This window comes from Streptomyces lasalocidi (assembly GCF_005280215.1).
In the GTDB taxonomy this organism is placed as follows: domain Bacteria; phylum Actinomycetota; class Actinomycetes; order Streptomycetales; family Streptomycetaceae; genus Streptomyces; species Streptomyces longwoodensis.
Map to the genome: position 1 here is coordinate 977,797 of NZ_SZNQ01000001.1, position 16,194 is coordinate 993,990.

At 72.7% G+C, this 16,194-nt stretch carries 12 protein-coding genes; 5 read left to right on the top strand and 7 right to left on the bottom strand.

The genetic code is table 11. From position 1 onward, the window contains the following. Positions 1–80 precede the first annotated feature (80 nt). The 3 genes from E4U91_RS04210 to E4U91_RS04220 form a co-directional block, all read right to left on the bottom strand. On the bottom strand, positions 81–698 hold the full coding sequence (locus E4U91_RS04210; protein WP_206666903.1) for a DUF6058 family natural product biosynthesis protein: 618 nt from the start codon (positions 696–698) through the stop codon (positions 81–83). Between the two features lie 93 nt (positions 699–791). Further along, positions 792–1,760: a threo-3-hydroxy-L-aspartate ammonia-lyase gene (locus E4U91_RS04215; RefSeq protein WP_137305287.1), complete on the bottom strand. Its 969-nt coding sequence runs from the start codon at positions 1,758–1,760 to the stop codon at positions 792–794. 21 nt (positions 1,761–1,781) lie between these two features. Further along, entirely contained in the window at positions 1,782–2,426 is a 645-nt protein-coding gene (locus E4U91_RS04220) for a helix-turn-helix transcriptional regulator (RefSeq protein WP_137305288.1), read from the bottom strand. Between the two features lie 282 nt (positions 2,427–2,708). On the opposite strand from E4U91_RS04220, the gene E4U91_RS04225 reads away from it, so the two are divergent. Beyond that, a complete protein-coding gene (locus E4U91_RS04225; RefSeq protein WP_137305289.1) occupies positions 2,709–4,880 on the top strand; it encodes an MMPL family transporter in 2,172 nt (723 codons plus the stop codon). Positions 4,881–4,953: 73 nt separating this feature from the next. Here E4U91_RS04225 and E4U91_RS38010 read toward each other — a convergent pair whose 3' ends face one another. The 3 genes from E4U91_RS38010 to dhaK all read right to left on the bottom strand — a co-directional run bounded on the left by E4U91_RS38010 (position 4,954) and on the right by dhaK (position 7,973). Next, positions 4,954–5,127, bottom strand: coding sequence for a hypothetical protein (locus E4U91_RS38010; RefSeq protein WP_168218065.1), 174 nt, complete (start codon positions 5,125–5,127; stop codon positions 4,954–4,956). Between the two features lie 95 nt (positions 5,128–5,222). Next, positions 5,223–6,809, bottom strand: a complete 1,587-nt coding sequence (locus E4U91_RS04230) for an MFS transporter (protein ID WP_137310659.1) — start codon at positions 6,807–6,809, stop codon at positions 5,223–5,225. Positions 6,810–6,968: 159 nt separating this feature from the next. Continuing rightward, the gene (gene dhaK, locus E4U91_RS04235) at positions 6,969–7,973 is read right to left on the bottom strand and encodes a dihydroxyacetone kinase subunit DhaK (protein WP_137305290.1); all 1,005 of its coding nucleotides are present in this window, start codon (positions 7,971–7,973) and stop codon (positions 6,969–6,971) included. A 317-nt stretch (positions 7,974–8,290) separates the two neighbouring features. On the opposite strand from dhaK, the gene E4U91_RS04240 reads away from it, so the two are divergent. From E4U91_RS04240 to E4U91_RS04255, 4 genes are all read left to right on the top strand, one after another. Then, positions 8,291–9,139 carry an MIP/aquaporin family protein gene (locus E4U91_RS04240; protein ID WP_137305291.1) on the top strand — a complete coding sequence of 283 codons (849 nt, stop codon included), beginning with the start codon at positions 8,291–8,293 and terminating at the stop codon, positions 9,137–9,139. Positions 9,140–9,201: 62 nt separating this feature from the next. Further along, positions 9,202–10,719, top strand: coding sequence for a glycerol kinase GlpK (glpK, locus tag E4U91_RS04245; protein ID WP_137305292.1), 1,518 nt, complete (start codon positions 9,202–9,204; stop codon positions 10,717–10,719). A 101-nt stretch (positions 10,720–10,820) separates the two neighbouring features. Then, complete coding sequence (locus tag E4U91_RS04250) at positions 10,821–12,533, top strand: glycerol-3-phosphate dehydrogenase/oxidase (protein WP_137305293.1); 1,713 nt, start codon at positions 10,821–10,823, stop codon at positions 12,531–12,533. Positions 12,534–12,731: 198 nt separating this feature from the next. Further along, positions 12,732–14,150, top strand: coding sequence for an MFS transporter (locus E4U91_RS04255; RefSeq protein WP_137305294.1), 1,419 nt, complete (start codon positions 12,732–12,734; stop codon positions 14,148–14,150). Positions 14,151–14,244: 94 nt separating this feature from the next. Here E4U91_RS04255 and E4U91_RS04260 read toward each other — a convergent pair whose 3' ends face one another. Further along, positions 14,245–16,191: a helix-turn-helix domain-containing protein gene (locus E4U91_RS04260; protein WP_137305295.1), complete on the bottom strand. Its 1,947-nt coding sequence runs from the start codon at positions 16,189–16,191 to the stop codon at positions 14,245–14,247. Positions 16,192–16,194: the final 3 nt, after the last annotated feature.

The window sequence follows — 16,194 nt, forward strand, 5'->3', positions numbered from 1 at the left end:
CACAATCGACGCGTCCGGCCTGGGTGCCCGTGGCCTTCGGCAGCGGCAGGCCGCGGGGCCGTGACCGCCGGGGCTCCGGGTCACGGGCGCGGGAAGCGGGCGCGCACGGCGTCGATGCAGGTGTCCCGGGACGTGGGTCCGCCGAACCGGAAGCGGTCGTAGGCCGTGAACGCCGGCTCCAGGGTGTCGAGTTCGTCGACCAGGCTGTGCAGCCGCTCGGACCATGGGGCGGAGCCGGCGGCCGGCTCGTGCACTGCGCCACCGATCGCGGCCGTCAGGTGATCCTTGCGCTGGATGGTGGCCGGGGTCACCGAGTGCAGGCACACGTACTGTCCGCTGAGATACGCCTCCCACTCGGCCTTCCCGGTGATCGGGTCGGCCCAGTGAGCGGTGAACCACGCTTCGAGCAGGTCCTCGCCGCCGGCCTCGTCGGCGAGGGCGAACAGGTCGGCCGGCACCATCTCGGCACCGTCGGAGCGCAGGTATCCCGGGAGCGGCAGACGCCGGCTCAGCATCAGCCGGCGGACCGCGTCGGCTTCGCGCCCGTGGACCGCGCACAGTTCCTCCAGGGCGACGAACTGCGCGCTGACGTACACGTCGTCCGCGTCGGTCATCGGATGGTCGCCGTTGACCTCCTGGAACCGCTCGACGAGTCGCTGCTTCAGGTCCGTCTCCGGCACCGGGGCCTCCGAGGTCATCGGCGCGGGCACCTCCCGCGCAGGACTCCGCACGCTACGGGCCGGACGGTTCGGCACGCGCCGAACCGTCGGTGGACCGTCCGTCCTCACACCTCAGCCGCCCAGCAGTTCGGCGAACCGTGCGGTGTCGACGTTGCCCCCGGAGGCGATGACGCCGATCCGGCGGGGGCGGGGGGTGACGCGGTGGGCCAGGAGGGCGGCGAGGGCGCTGGCGCCGCTGGGCTCCAGGACGATCTTCAGGCGTTCGAAGGCGAACCGCATGGCGTGGACGATCTCCTCGTCGGAGACCACGACGACGTCGTCGACCAGGCGCCGGTTCAGGGCGAACGTGAGCTCGCCCGGAGTGGCCAGGGCCTGTCCGTCGGCGATGGTGCGCGGCACGGGGATGACGACCCGTTCGCCGCTCGCGAGGGAGCGCCGGGTGTCGTCGCCCGCCTCCGGCTCGACGCCGATGACCCGGACGCCGGGGTGCAGCGCCTTGGCGGCGGTGGCGCTGCCCGCGATCAGGCCGCCGCCGCCGACGGGCACGAGGAGCGCGTCGAGTGCGCCGGTGTCCTCGAGCAGCTCCAGCGCGGCCGTCCCCTGTCCCGCGATGACGTGCGGGTGGTCGTACGGCGGGATCAGGGCGAGGCCCCGGTCCCGGGCCAGGGCCTCGCCCAGCGCGGTGCGGTCCTCGGTGTAGCGGTCGTAGGTGACGATCTCCGCGCCGTACCCGGCGGTCGCCTCGCGCTTGGAGCGGGGCGCGTCCTCGGGCATCAGGATGACGGCGGTGGTGCCGAGTTCGCGGGCGGCGAGGGCGGTGGCCTGGGCGTGGTTGCCCGAGGAGTACGCGGCGACGCCCCGGGCCAGCTGCTCGGGGGTGAGCTGTGCGACGGCGTTGTAGGCGCCGCGGAACTTGAAGGCGCCGACCCGCTGGAAGTTCTCGCACTTCACGAACACCTCGGCGCCGGCCCGCTCGTCCAGGGTGCGGGAGGTGAGGACGGGGGTGCGGTGGGCGGTGCCCCGCAGGCGGGCGGCGGCCCCGCGGACGTCGTCGAACGTTACGGGCGGTACGGCGGCCATGGCGTGTCCTCTTGCTCGGGGTCACTTGGTGTAGTTGTAGACGGTCGCCCGGGACACCCCGAGCAGGTCGGCGATGGTTTGCGCCGCCTCCCGCTGGTCGAACCAGCCGTCGTGGTGCAGCCGGCGCACCAGCGCGCGCTTGTCGGCGCGGCCCAGCGAGCGGGGGGTCGCTGCGCGTTCGGCCGACAGCGCCTCGACGGCCCGGCGCAGCTCGCGGGCGTTGCGGTCGCGCAGGGTCTCCGGGGGCTGCGTGGGGTGGTCGGCGTCGGTGGCGACGAGCTGGGACAGGGCGAGGGTCACCGGGGAGAGGACCGAGACGTCGAGGTTCAGGCAGAGGGCGGCGACGTACCGGCCGGCGGCGTTCTTGATGCCGATGGACGTGCTCTTGACGGGTCGTCCGTCGGGGAACCGGTTGGGGTAGTTCTGGAGCACGCCGGGGTAGTCGGGGTCGGCGATCCGGGCCAGCCCGAGCTCGGTCGCGGAGTCCCCGACCTCCCGGCCGGAGAGGTTGTTCTCGATCACCCGGATGGCGTGCTGCGGGTCGCGCAGGTCGTGCAGCACGACCTCGCACAGACCGGGGAACATCCGCCCCAGGGCGACGGCGATCTTCTCGGCCTCCCGGACCAGGTGCTCGTCGGCCTCATCGTCGTCGTGCGCTCCGCCCATGGGACGCCCCCGTCGCTCGTTGTCCGACGCCGTACGGGCACGCCCACCGATCGCCTCCGGTGGCGCTCCTGGACGACGTGTCCACTTCTGGACAGAAAGCCTAAGTCGGGTCGGCGGCCCGTGTCCAGACCGGGGTGCGCGGCGGAGTGATCTTGCGCACCACTACGATGTGAGCCTCAGCAAACGATGCGACCGGCCCGTCGGGCGGGCCGGTCGAGGTCGCCGGTGCCAGGGTCCGCTCCCCGGGCTGCGGTGATCTTCCTGTCCAGGAGGACCTTCCGCATGTTCCGACGTATTGGCAACACTGTCGTCCGACATCCCGTCTGGACGATCGTGGCCTGGCTGATCGCCGCAGTGGCGATCGTGGCCACGGCTCCCGGACTGCCGTCGAGCAGTGACGAGAGCAGCTTCCTGCCGAAGAGTTACGAGTCCATCAAGGCGGCGGACGTGCAGCAGAAGGCGTTCCCCAGCGCCTTCACCCCGTCCGCCATCGCCCTCTACCAGCGCACCGACGGCGGCAAGCTCACCGCCGCCGACCAGCAGGACGTGGCCCGCATCACGTCCGAGCTGGGCAAGAAGCACATCGACCAGGTACAGCGGGTGATCCCCGGCCAGCCGTCCAAGGACGGCAGGTACGCCCTCACCCTGGTGCAGATGGACAGCAAGAACGCCGGCCAGCCCAAGCAGGCGGACGCGGCGAAGGTGCTGCGGGAGGACGTCAAGGCGCTCACCAAGGGCACCCGGCTGGAGGCCAAGCTCGGCGGCTCGGCGGCGCAGGCCCTCGACCAGCAGGACTCGTCCAAGCGGGGCGAGGCGCTGATCGGCATCGGCACGTTCGTGATCATCCTGGTCACCCTGCTGATCATCTTCCGGGCGCCGATCCTCGCGGTACTGCCGCTGATCCTGATCGGCCTGGTCTCCGCCATCGCCAACGGGCTGATCGCGTACGCCACCAAGCTGTTCGACCTCCAGGCCAACAGCTCCGTCTCGTCGATCCTGATCGTCGTGCTGTTCGGCGTGGGCACGGACTACTTCCTGTTCCTGATGTTCCGTTACCGCGAACGCCTGCGCGCCGGTGACGAACCCAAGCAGGCCATGATCAACGCGGTGGCCAGGGTGGGTGAAGCCATCGCCTCGGCGGCCGGCGCCGTCATCATCGCCTTCCTCGCGCTGGTGCTCTCCACGCTCGGCTTCCTCAAGCAGATGGGCCCGGCCCTGGCCATCGCGGTCACCGTCACCCTCATCGCGGGCCTGACGCTGATCCCGGCCGTGGTCTCGCTCATCGGCCCGAAGGTCTTCTGGCCGTCCAAGTCCTGGCAGAAGGAACCGGAGAACGCCCGCTTCGCCGCGCTCGGCCGCGGGGTGCAGCGCCGCCCGGCGCTGACCGCCGCGCTCTCCGGCATCGTGCTGCTGGTGCTGTCGCTGGGCACGCTCGGCTTCCACGCCACCTTCGACCTGGCGTCGGGCTCCATGCCGAAGACCAAGGAGTCCATGGTCGTCCAGGACCAGATGCAGAAGGCGTACTCGGCGGGCGCGGCCGCACCCACCGACGTCTACCTCAGCAGCACCGACGGCAAGCCGCTGGACAAGGCCGGCTTCGACGCCTACGCCCGCAAGCTGGGCGCCGTGGACGGCGTGGCCGACGCCAAGCTGAGCCAGGTCAACCAGGGCGGCACCACGGCTGACTTCACCGTCACCCTCAAGTACGAGGCGTCGACGGACAAGGCCATCGACACGGTGGGCGAGGTGCGCGACGTCGCCCACGCCAACGCGCCCGACGGCACCGAGGCGCTGGTGGGCGGCATGTCCTCGATCTACAAGGACATCGACGCGGCCGTCAACCACGACTACCGGACGGTGTTCCCGGTCGCCGCCGTGCTGATCATGCTCATCCTGGGCCTGCTGCTGCGCAGTGTCGTCGCCCCCTGGTACCTCATCGCCTCGGTGGGTCTGGGCTTCGGCGCGACGCTCGGCGCCACCGTGCTGATCTTCCAGAACGGCCAGGGCCACCCGGGGCTGATGTTCATGCTCCCGGTGATCATGTATCTGTTCGTGGTGGCCATCGGCACGGACTACAACATCCTGATGATCGCCCGGCTCCGTGAGGAGGCCCGCGAGGGCCGCGATCCGCGCGAGGCGGCCGGCATGGCCCTGCGGCACGCCGGTCCGACCGTCGCGGCGGCGGGCTTCATCCTGGCGGCGACCTTCGCCACGATGATGCTGGCGGGCAACTCGCTGCTCACCGAGATGGGCTTCGCGGTCTCGTTCGGCATCGCGATCGCCGCGTTCGTCATGGCGATGTTCTTCACCCCGAGCCTGACCGCCCTGATCGGGCACGCCGCCTGGTGGCCGGGCCACGCCGACCGGGCACCGGCGGGCGCCCACGGCGCGGACCCGGCCGTGGCCTCCGGCGAGGACGAGCCGGCGCAGGACCCGGCGGGCCGCCGCGGATAGCCGCGCACCCCGCACAGGAAGGTCCGCCGGGCGGTGCGCCCGGCGGACCTTCTCGTTCGCGGCCGGCCTGTCCTCACGGCAGGAAGACGGCCAGCAGTACGGCGATGACCACCACCAGCAGGAGCACCAGCCAGACGGGCTTCGTCCGCCGGCGGGGTGAGTCCTCGGGCCCACCTCCCCGGGGCCGGTCCTCCGGCAGGGTCGCGTCATCGGGACGGTCGCGTGTGTAGAAATCACCATCGGCCATGTCGGGCTCCCTCCGTCGCCCGCTCCGGGTGCCCCTCGCGGCGTCTGGTCACGCACGATGCGGGAGATTGCCGAGGGGTCGGCAAGCGCGGCTTCTCATCCGCCGGGACGCGGGTCGCGTTCGTTCCCGGACGACCCCGGCTCCGCACCTCCCGTGCTGCTCACCCCCTCGCTCGCGGCGTCGGCGCCCTGGGCCGGGGCGACGCCGCCGGGGTGGCGGAGGGCGACGAGGAAGGCGAGGGCCATGGCGGCGGCCATGCCGTAGAACACCCACTGGTTGGCCTCGGCGAAGTCCATGCGGATCGACGCCATCGCGTCCCGCATGGTCGTGGCCGTCGCTCCGTCGCCGCCGGGGCGGTGCGCGTCCGGGTTGCCGGTGACCGCCTGGGCGACGTCCCGGGAGACGGCGTGGGCGGCGCCGGACGACAGGCCGCGCGACTCCAGGGTGTCCACGACGTGGTCGGTCAGGGAGTGGGTCAGCAGGGTGCCGAAGACGGCGAGGCCGATGCTCGCGGCATAGTTGCGCACGGTCTGCGTGATCCCGGTGACCTCGCCGTAGGAGGCGTCGATGGACCGGTTGACCGCGTCCGTCGAGGCGGGTGCCAGGACGAAGCCGATGCCGGCGCCGGCGAGCGCGGCGTAGGGCCACTGGTCGTGCATGGACAGGTCGGTCAGCTTGCCGGCCCACAGGTAGAAGCCCACGGCGCCGACGACGCAGCCGGTCTTCAGGGCCGGTCGGGCACCCCGCTTGTCGAGGATGCGGCCGCCCCACTGCGAGGCGAGGGCGAAGCCGGCGAAGACGTACAGCAGGTACAGGGCCGCCTGGTTGGGCGAGGCGCTCAGCGACACCTGCGCGTACACCGAGGCGAAGAAGAACAGCGGCACGAACGCCGTCATGGCGAAGAACAGCACCAGCGCGTCCACGGTGAACGCCCGGTCGCGGAACACCGCGAGGGTGATCAGCGGGTGTCGGGTGCGCAGTTCGTAACGGCAGAAGACGACCAGCACGGCGAGGCCGCCGACGATGCAGCCCCAGGTCGCGGCGCTGCTCCAGCCCCACGCCGACGCCTGCTGGAAGCCCAGCACGCTCAGGCCCATCCCGACCGCCACGAGCACGGCGCCGACGCCGTCCAGCCGCTCGTCGCGGCGGCGGTCGGAGATGCGGGCGAGGACGGTGAGGACCAGGGCGACGACGGCGACCGGGACGTTGACCCAGAAGATCGCCCGCCAGGTCCAGGCGGTGAGCCAGCCGCCGAGCAGCGGCCCGATCGCGGTCAGCGCACCGGTCAGTCCGAAGAACAGGGCGAGCGCCCGGCCGCGGCGCTCCACGGGGAACACCGCCACGACCACCGCCAGCGCGGCCGGGAAGAGCAGCGCGGCACCGAGGCCCTGGGTGGCGCGGAAGACGATCAGCCACGCCAGGGCGTGGTCACCGGCGGGCACGCAGCCGCACAGCGCCGAGGACACGACGAACACGAGCGTGCCGAGGACGACGACCCGGCGGGGGCCCCACAGGTCGGCGAGCCGGCCGCCGAGGGCGAAGAAGGCGGCCAGCGACAGGAGGTAGGCGTTGACCACCCACTGCATCCCCGAGCCGGACAGGCGCAGTTCGGAGACGATGCTGGGGGCCGCGATGGAGACGATGGTCTGGTCGATGAACGTCATCGACACCGCGCACATCATCGCGGCGAGCGCCAGCGGCTGTGAGGCGGCCCGGCCGGCGGTGGCGACGTTCCGACCCCGCGTCAGGTGCGTACCGGTCACCCCGTCAGTCTGCGCCGACGGCCGGGCTCTCGCACGTCCGCGACCATGGATCCTCTCCGGGACCGGCTGCGACCGCGCTCAGCGGCCCCAGCGCAGCGCGGCCGTCTGCACGGGCGCGTCCCAGAGCCGCAGCAGCTCCGCGTCGGCCCGGCACAGGGTCACCGAGCAGCCCGCCATGTCCAGCGACGTGACGTAGTTGCCCACGAGCGCCCGCGCCACCGGCACGCCCCGCGCCTCCAGCAGCCGGACCACCTCGGCGTGGAACCCGTACAGCTCAAGCAGCGGCGTGGCGCCCATCCCGTTGACCAGGGCCAGGACAGGCCCGTCGGCCGGAGCCACCTCAACCAGCTCCTCGAGCACGGCGCCCACCGCGACCTCCGCGATGCCCCGGGCCGGCATCATCGCGCGCCGCTCCCGGCCCGGCTCGCCGTGGATCCCGACCCCGAGCTCCATCTCCCCGTCCGGCAGGTCGAAGGTCGGGCCGCCCTTCGCGGGAGTGCTGCAGGCGCTCAGCGCCACGCCGAAGCTGCGCGAGCACGCTTTGACGCGCCGGGCGATCGCGGCCACCTGCTCCAGCGGTGCGCCCTCCTCGGCGGCCGCCCCGGCGATCTTCTCGACGAACAGGGTCGCCCCGGTGCCCCGCCGCCCGGCCGTGTACAGGCTGTCGGTGACGGCGACGTCGTCGTTGACCAGGACCTGCTCGACCCGGACGCCGTCGTCCTCGGCGAGCTCGGCGGCCATCTGGAAGTTCAGCACGTCCCCGGTGTAGTTCTTGACGACGAACAGCACGCCCTGCCCGGCCTCTACGGCCTTCGCCGCGCGCAGCATCTGGTCCGGGACGGGCGAGGTGAACACCTCGCCGGGACACGCGGCCGACAGCATCCCGTACCCGACGAACCCGGCGTGCAGCGGCTCGTGCCCGGAACCGCCGCCGGAGACCAGGCCGACGTGCCCGCCGTCCCGGGCGTCCCGCCGGACCACCACCCCCCGGTCCACGTCCACGTCCAGCTCCGGGTGGGCGGCGGCCAGTCCCCGCAGGGCATCGGCGACCACGGTCTCCGGACTGTTGATCAGCATCTTCATGGGACCTCCCGGGTGGAACCGGCGGCCGGGCCCGCGCCCGGTGTCCGCACGGCTCGGGCACGGCCGGTGGCGGGCGGGCACGTGCGCGATCGCACGCCACACGAACAGTGTGCCGCCACGCCGTGGACATCCGCGACGCGTGCCCGGTGCCGCCCGCCCGGGTGCGGCCGCACCGCGCGGCGACGCGCGCCCGGAGCCGTCGCGCCCGGGGCCGTCAGCGCCCAGCGCGCTGATGGCCCCGACCAGTCCTAAAATGATGTCCCGAGGACTCGGGGCAGTCGACGGCCGACCCTTGGGCCGGCGGGAAGCGGGCTTCCATGGCTGAGCGACTCAAGCGATCAGGGCTGGTCGGCGAGCTTTCAGCGGAATTCGCCGGCACGATGATCCTCATCCTCTTCGGGTGTGGCGTGGTGGCCCAGGTGGTCGCCGGCGGGGCCCTCACGACTCCGCCGGGCGGCCTCGGGAACCACGACAGCATCGCCTGGGCCTGGGGCCTCGGCGTCACGCTGGGTGTGTACGTCGCGGCGAGGCTGAGCGGTGCGCACCTCAATCCCGCGGTGACGGTCGCGCTGGCGGCGTTCAAGGGCTTCCCGTGGAGCAAGGTGGCCCCCTACGCGCTGGCCCAGACGGCCGGCGCCTTCGTGGCGGCCCTGCTCGTCCGGTGGAACTACACCGAGGCGCTGGCGAAGGCGGATCCCACCCACACGATCAAGACGCAGGGCGTGTTCTCCACCCTGCCCGCCAACGGCAACCCGAACCTGCCGGTCCACGAATGGGGCGCCTTCCGCGACCAGATCATCGGCACCGCGATCCTGCTGCTGCTGATCCTGGCGGTCACGGACCTGCTCAACACGCCCCCAGGCGCCAACCTGGCACCGTTCATCGTCGGTCTGATCGTCGTGGCCATCGGTATGGCCTGGGGCACCAACGCGGGTTACGCGATCAACCCGGCACGCGACTTCGGTCCCCGGCTGGCCAGTTTCCTCACCGGGTACGGCGGAGCGTGGCGAGATCAGTACGGGAACTTCTACTTCTGGGTACCGATCGTCGGTCCGCTGATCGGAGGCCTGCTGGGGGCGGCCCTGTACAAGTTCTTCATCGGCCGGTTCCTGCCGACCGCTGAGCCGGAGCCCGCGGGACGGGTCCCGGCCCCGGACGAGAGCTGACCGGCTCCCGGGGTGGCCGTGTTCCGGCCGCCCCGGGAGAGCCCTAGGAGAGGCGGCATCCCATGGCGGACTTCGTCGGCGCGGTGGACCAAGGGACCACCAGCACCCGTTTCATGATCTTCGACCATGCCGGCAACGAGGTGGCGCGGCACCAGCTGGAACACTCACAGATCCTCCCGCGCTCGGGGTGGGTCGAACACGATCCGGTGGAGATCTGGGAGCGCACCAACTCGGTGATCCAGACCGCGCTCCGGAACGGAAACCTCTCGGCGGAGGACCTGGCGGCCATCGGCATCACCAACCAGCGGGAGACGACCGTCGTCTGGGACCCGCGCAACGGCCGCCCGTACTACAACGCCATCGTCTGGCAGGACACCCGTACCGACTCCATCGCGGCAGCGCTGGACCGCTCGGGCCAGGGCGACGTCATCCGCCGCAAGGCAGGACTGCCGCCCGCCACGTACTTCTCGGGCGGCAAGATCCAGTGGATCCTGGAGAACGTCGACGGGGTCCGCGAGGCGGCCGAGCAGGGCCACGCCCTCTTCGGCAACACCGACGCCTGGGTGCTGTGGAACCTCACCGGCGGACCCGACGGCGGCGTCCACGCCACCGACGTGACCAACGCCAGCCGCACCATGCTGATGGACCTGGAGACCCTCGACTGGGACGACGAGCTGCTGGGCTTCTTCGGCGTCCCCCGGGCGATGCTGCCGACCATCAACCCGTCCTCCCACCGGGAGGCGTTCGGACAGACCCGTACGTCCCGGCCGCTGCGGGCGGCCATCCCCATCACCGGTGTGCTCGGCGACCAGCAGGCGGCCACCGTCGGGCAGGTCTGCTACGCGCCCGGCGAAGCCAAGAACACGTACGGCACCGGCAACTTCCTGGTGCTCAACACGGGCACGGAACTGGTGCGGTCCCAGCACGGCCTGCTGACCACCGTGGCGTACCAGTTCGGCGACAGCCCGGCGATCTACGCACTCGAGGGCTCCATCGCCGTCACGGGCTCCGCGGTGCAGTGGCTGCGCGACCAGATGAAGGTCATCAGCGACGCCGCCGAGAGCGAGCGCCTCGCGCGTACCGTCGAGGACAACGGCGGGATCTACTTCGTCCCCGCCTTCTCCGGCCTGTTCGCCCCCTACTGGCGTTCCGACGCCCGCGGCGCGATCGTCGGCCTCGCCCGGTACAACGACAACGGCCACCTGGCGCGGGCCACCCTGGAGGCCATCTGCTACCAGAGCCGCGACGTGGTGGAGGCCATGGAGCAGGACTCCGGCGTCCACCTGGACGTGCTCAAGGTCGACGGCGGTGTGACGGCCAACGACCTGTGCATGCAGATCCAGGCCGACGTCCTCGGCGTCCCGGTCAGCCGCCCGGTCGTCGCCGAGACCACCGCGCTCGGCGCCGCCTACGCCGCTGGTCTGGCCACCGGTTTCTGGCGGGACACGGACGAACTGCGCACCCACTGGCAGGAGTCCAAGCGCTGGGAGCCCCAGTGGTCCGAGGATCAGCGCGAGGAGCAGTACGCGGGCTGGAAGAAGGCGGTGGAGCGCACGCTCGACTGGGCCAAGGTCGAATAGGTCCCGGCCGGGAGCGGCCGCGACCGGAGGGGGCCGCCCGCGCCGCGCGCGCCGGCCGCCCCCGCGCCCGCACCCGCTGCACGCTGCACGAGGAGGAGACCATGGCGAACCCGGTGGCTCTCTCGCCCGGCTCCCGAGCGGAGGCCCTCGTCCGCCTCGGGGAGGGTGAGCTCGACGTCCTCGTCGTCGGGGGCGGCGTGGTCGGCGCCGGCGCGGCCCTGGACGCCGCCACCCGGGGCCTGCGGGTCGGCCTGGTCGAAGCCCGGGACTGGGCGTCGGGCACGTCCAGCCGCTCCAGCAAGCTCATCCACGGCGGCCTGCGCTACCTGGAGATGCTGGACTTCCGGCTCGTCGCCGAAGCCCTGAAGGAACGCGGGCTCCTGCTCCAGGTCCTGGCCCCGCACCTGGTGCGTCCGGTGCCGTTCCTCTACCCCCTGCAACACCGGATCCGGGAGCGGCCGTACGTCGGTGCCGGCGTGCTGCTGTACGACACCATGGCCATGGCCTCCGGTACCTCCCGGGGCCTGCCCCACCACCGCCACCTGCTCAAGCGCCGGGCCCTGCGCGAGGCGCCCGCGCTGCGCTCCGACGCCCTGGTCGGCGCGATCCAGTACTGGGACGCCCAGGTCGACGACGCCCGGCACACCATGTTCCTCGTCCGCACGGCCGCCGCCTACGGAGCGCTGGCCGCCAACCGCACCCGGGTCAGCCGCTTCCTGCGGCAGGGCGAGCGGGTGGTGGGAGCCGTCGTCACGGATCTGGACACCGGCGACGAGACGCAGGTGCGGGCCAAGCAGGTGATCAACGCGACCGGCGTGTGGACCGACGACACCCAGTCCCTCGCCGGTACGCGCGGCCAGTTCCACGTCCGCGCCTCCAAGGGCGTGCACCTGCTGGTCCCCCGTGACCGGATCAACTCCCGCACCGGGCTCATCCTGCGCACCGAGAAGAGCGTGCTGTTCGTCATCCCCTGGGGGCGGCACTGGATCATCGGGACCACCGACACCGACTGGACCCTCGACAAGGCCCATCCCGCCCTCAGCTCCAAGGACGTCACCTATCTGCTGGAGCACGTCAACAGCGTCCTGGCCACGCCCTTGGCCCCGGAGGACGTCGAAGGCGTCTACGCCGGTCTGCGTCCCCTGCTGTCGGGCGAGGCCGCGGAGACCAGCAAACTGTCACGGGAGCACCTGGTCGCCCACCCGGTGCCCGGTCTCGTCGTGGTGGCCGGCGGCAAGTACACGACCTACCGGGTGATGGCCAAGGACGCGGTCGACGAGGCCGTCCGCGGCCTGGACGAGAAGGTGCCCGACTGCGTCACGCAGCGCGTTCCGCTGCTCGGCGCCGACGGCTACCCGGCCCTGTGGAACTCCCGCCACAACCTCGCCGAGGCCTCCGGGCTGCACGTCGCCCGCATCGAGCACCTGTTGAACCGCTACGGCTCCCTGGTGCACGAGTTGCTCGCCCTGGTCGCGGCCGACCCCTCGCTCGGCGAGCCGCTGCCGAGCTCCGACGACTACCTGCGGGTCGAGGCCGTGTACGCGGTGACCCATGAGGGCGCCCGTCACGTCGAGGACGTGCTCGCCCGGCGGACGCGAATCTCCATCGAGTCCTGGGACCGCGGTGTGGACGCGGCGCGGACCGTCGCGGAACTGATGGCGCCCCACCTGGGATGGGACCAGGCCGACCGGGACCGTGAGGTCGACCACTACCTGAAGCGGGTGGCCGCCGAACGCGAGGCCCAGCAGCAGCCGGACGACCGGACCGCCGACGCGGTACGGCTCGGCGCCCCCGACATCAGCCCCGTGCTCTGAGCGGTGGCTGACCCTTTCCGGACTCTTTCCGGACACGACCGACCCTTCCCCTGAACCACCTGTGCATGAGCCGGCATGGTGGCCGCGCGCATAGCTGACCCGCTAACTATGTTGCCCCGCCACATGTGCGCCTGACCTGCGGATTCCTACGGTGTGGCGATACGTACCGTCCCCACCGCACACGAGGAAGTGGCGCACATGGCCTCCGCAGCATCATCCGCTCCCCCGACGCCCGCGAACCTCAAGCGCATCGTCGCCGCCAGCCTCATCGGGACCACGATCGAGTGGTACGACTTCTTCCTCTACGGCTCCGCGGCCGCCCTGGTGTTCAACAAGCTGTTCTTCCCCGGCTCCGACCCGCTGGTCGGGACCCTGCTGTCGTTCCTGACCTATGCCGTGGGCTTCGCGGCCCGGCCGCTGGGGGCGCTGGTCTTCGGGCACTACGGGGACCGGCTCGGCCGCAAGAAGCTGCTGGTGCTGAGCCTGCTGCTGATGGGCGGGGCGACCTTCGCGATCGGGCTGCTGCCGACCCACGCCAGTGTCGGCACCGCGGCCCCCGTGCTGCTGACCCTGCTGCGGCTGGTGCAGGGCTTCGCGCTCGGCGGCGAGTGGGGCGGCGCCGTGCTGCTGGTGTCCGAGCACGGCGACGCACGCCGACGCGGCTTCTGGGCCTCCTGGCCGCAGACCGGCGCGCCCGCGGGGCAGTTGCTCGCGACCGGCGTGCTGTCCCTGCTGACCGCGGTGCTCTCGGACGACGCGTTCACCAGCTGGGGCTGGCGCGTGCCGTTCCTGCTGTCCGGGGTGCTGGTCATGGTCGGGCTGTGGATCCGCCTGTCCGTCGACGAGTCGCCCGTCTTCCGGCAGGCCCTCGCCGCCGCCGAGGCCCGCAGGGCCGCCCGCGGCGCGGACGCCGCCGAGAAGCTGCCGCTCGTGGCCGTGCTGCGCCACCACTGGCGGGACGTGCTCGTCGCGATGGGCGCGCGGATGGCCGAGAACATCTCCTACTACGTCATCACCGCCTTCATCCTGGTCTACGCGACCACCTCCGCGGACATGTCCAAGCAGACCGCCCTGAACGCCGTCCTCATCGCCTCCGCCGTGCACTTCGCCGTCATCCCGGCCTGGGGTGCGCTCTCGGACCGCGTCGGCCGGCGTCCGGTGTACCTGTTCGGCGCGGCCGGCATCGGGCTGTGGATGTTCCCGTTCTTCCGGCTCGTCGACACCGCGAGCTTCGGCAACCTGGTCCTCGCCGTCACCGTCGGCCTGGTGCTGCACGGCGCGATGTACGCGCCCCAGGCCGCCTTCTTCTCCGAGATGTTCGGCACCCGGATGCGCTACTCCGGCGCCTCCATGGGTGCCCAGTTCGCCTCCGTCGCGGCGGGCGCCCCGGCACCGCTGATCGCCACCGCCCTGCTGTCGGACTACGACTCCTCCACCCCCATCGCCCTGTACGTCATCGCCGCGGTGCTGCTCACGCTGCTCGCCGTCGGAGTCGCCAAGGAGACCCGGCACCGGGACCTGGCCGACGTCGACGCGGCAGACGCTGCGGAGACGGAGGCGGAGGCGACCGGGGATGCCCCCGCCCCGGCGGCCGACGCCCGGACCGCGGGCGCCTGACCCGGATCACCGGCATCGCTCCTCGGCCCCCGTACGCGCCCGGCGTGCGGGGGCCGGTGCCGTACGGGTGGGTCCCGGGACGCGGGACGCGGGTTCAGCTCTGGGCCGGGGCCGCCAACCGGTGCAGGCGCAGGGCCAGTTGTATCTCCAGGGCGCGGGCCGGGCTCTGCCAGTCGTCGCCCAGGAGGCGGCCGACGCGCTCCAGGCGCTGGGCGACCGTGTTGACGTGGACGTGCAGGGCGTCCTTGGTGCGAGCCGGGCTCATGCCGCAGGCGAAGTAGGCGTCGAGGGTGCGCACCAGGTCGGTGCCGCGCCGTGCGTCGTAGGCGACGACCTGGCCGATGGTGCGCTCGACGAAGCCCCCGATGTCCCGGTCCCCGGCCAGCAGCAGGCCCAGGAAGCCGAAGTCCTCGGCGGCCGCGCCGTCGCCGGCCCGGCCCAGCAGGCGCAGCGCGTCCAGGCAGCGGCGGCCCTCCTCGTACCCGGCGACCACGGCGTCCGGGTCGGCGGCGGGGTGGGCCACGGGTGCGGAGGCGCCGACGGTGACCGGTTCGTGCACGGCGGTGCCCAGGTGGCGCGCGGTGCGGCGGGCGAGGTCGGTGGCGGTGTCGCCGGGGGCGAGGGGCAGCAGCAGGACGGTGCCGCCGTCGCGGGCGGCGGCCAGGCCCTGCCGGGTCGCGGCGAGGTGGGAGGCGGCGGACCACAGGCGGCGTCGGGCGTCCGCCTCGTGGTCGGCGTCGGGGGCCGAGGTGTCCAGGCGGGCGGCCAGCACCACGTGGGTGGCGTCCAGGTCGGCGCGCAGCCGCGCGGCGCGCTCGCGCAGCAGCCGGGGGTCGCGGTCGCGGGCGTCGAGCAGGTCGTCGAGGAGTTCGCCGCGCACGCGCTGTTCGGCCTCGGCGGCGGAGCGGCGGGCGAGCAGGAGCAGTGAGGTGACCATGGCGGCCCGCTCCAGGGTGCGCTGGTCGACGGGGTCGAGCCCGGGGTGGCCGCGCAGCACCAGGGCGCCGAGGAGTTCACCGCCCGCGGTGACCGCGGCGATCCAGTCGTCGCGGTGCGGCACGGCGTGGCCCTCGGCGCGGGAGGCCTCCAGCGCGTCGGCGGGCGCGGCGTCCGCCTCGGTGAACTCGACGGTGCCGTCGAGGACTTCGGAGACCGCGGCGGCCACGTCGTGGACCCCGCCGCCGCGCAGGACCAGCTCGGCGAGCCGGTCGTGGACGTCGGAGGCGCGCTCGATGACGCCGCTGCGGTCCTTGATGATCTCGTTGGCGTGCTCCAGGTCGGCGAGCGCGGAGCGGGTCTCGGTGAGCAGGTTGGCGGTGTCGATGGCGGCCGCCGCGAGCGCGGCGAAGGAGCCGAGCAGCGCGATCTGTTCGCGTTCGAAGACCCGGGCCCGCCGGTCGGCGGCGAACAGCACCCCGATCACGTGCGGCCCCAGCATCAGCGGCACGCCGAGGATCGCGACCAGGCCCTCGTCGCGCACGCCGGCGTCGATGGTGGTCGTGTGCCGGAAGCGCTCGTCGCGGAAGTAGTCGTCGGTGACGTAGGGCCGTGCCGTCTGGGCGACCAGTCCGCCCAGTCCCTCCCCCATGCCGAGGCGCAGTTGCTGGAAGCGGGCGGCGACCGAGCCCTCGGTGACGCGCATGTAGGTGTCGCCGCGCACCGGGTCGTTGAGGCTGAGGTAGGCGACGTCGGTGCCCAGCAGCGAGCGGGCGCGCTGCACGATGGCCTGCAGGACGGCGTCCACGTCGCGCAGTCCGGCGAGGTCGTGGGCGGTCTCGAACAGCGCCGACAGCTCGGCCTCGCGCCGGCGCCGGCCCTCCAGCTCCGCGCGCACGCGCAGCGCGAGCAGCTTGGCGTGCTCCAGGGCGGCGATCCGCTCGGCGGGCCGGCCCTCGGCGCGGGCGCGCAGCACCGGCTGCTCGTAGGCGTCGGCGGTGGCGCCCCGGGCCAGCAGGTCGAGGAAGGGCGCCTCGGCGTCGCCGGGCGGCGCCGCACCGTCATCGGTGGGGCGCTCGGCGGACTGCACGGGATCGCGGGACATGGT

Excerpts from the sequence above, each read along its gene's own strand:
- E4U91_RS04230 (WP_137310659.1), bottom strand. The coding sequence starts at position 6,809 with ATGATGTGCGCGGTGTCGATGACGTTCATCGACCAGACCATCGTCTCC.
- E4U91_RS04255 (WP_137305294.1), top strand. The coding sequence starts at position 12,732 with ATGGCCTCCGCAGCATCATCCGCTCCCCCGACGCCCGCGAACCTCAAG.
- glpK (WP_137305292.1), top strand. The coding sequence starts at position 9,202 with ATGGCGGACTTCGTCGGCGCGGTGGACCAAGGGACCACCAGCACCCGT.
- E4U91_RS04260 (WP_137305295.1), bottom strand. The coding sequence starts at position 16,191 with ATGTCCCGCGATCCCGTGCAGTCCGCCGAGCGCCCCACCGATGACGGT.
- E4U91_RS04215 (WP_137305287.1), bottom strand. The coding sequence starts at position 1,760 with ATGGCCGCCGTACCGCCCGTAACGTTCGACGACGTCCGCGGGGCCGCC.
- E4U91_RS04240 (WP_137305291.1), top strand. The coding sequence starts at position 8,291 with ATGGCTGAGCGACTCAAGCGATCAGGGCTGGTCGGCGAGCTTTCAGCG.
- E4U91_RS04225 (WP_137305289.1), top strand. The coding sequence starts at position 2,709 with ATGTTCCGACGTATTGGCAACACTGTCGTCCGACATCCCGTCTGGACG.
- E4U91_RS38010 (WP_168218065.1), bottom strand. The coding sequence starts at position 5,127 with ATGGCCGATGGTGATTTCTACACACGCGACCGTCCCGATGACGCGACC.
- dhaK (WP_137305290.1), bottom strand. The coding sequence starts at position 7,973 with ATGAAGATGCTGATCAACAGTCCGGAGACCGTGGTCGCCGATGCCCTG.
- E4U91_RS04250 (WP_137305293.1), top strand. The coding sequence starts at position 10,821 with ATGGCGAACCCGGTGGCTCTCTCGCCCGGCTCCCGAGCGGAGGCCCTC.
- E4U91_RS04210 (WP_206666903.1), bottom strand. The coding sequence starts at position 698 with ATGACCTCGGAGGCCCCGGTGCCGGAGACGGACCTGAAGCAGCGACTC.
- E4U91_RS04220 (WP_137305288.1), bottom strand. The coding sequence starts at position 2,426 with ATGGGCGGAGCGCACGACGACGATGAGGCCGACGAGCACCTGGTCCGG.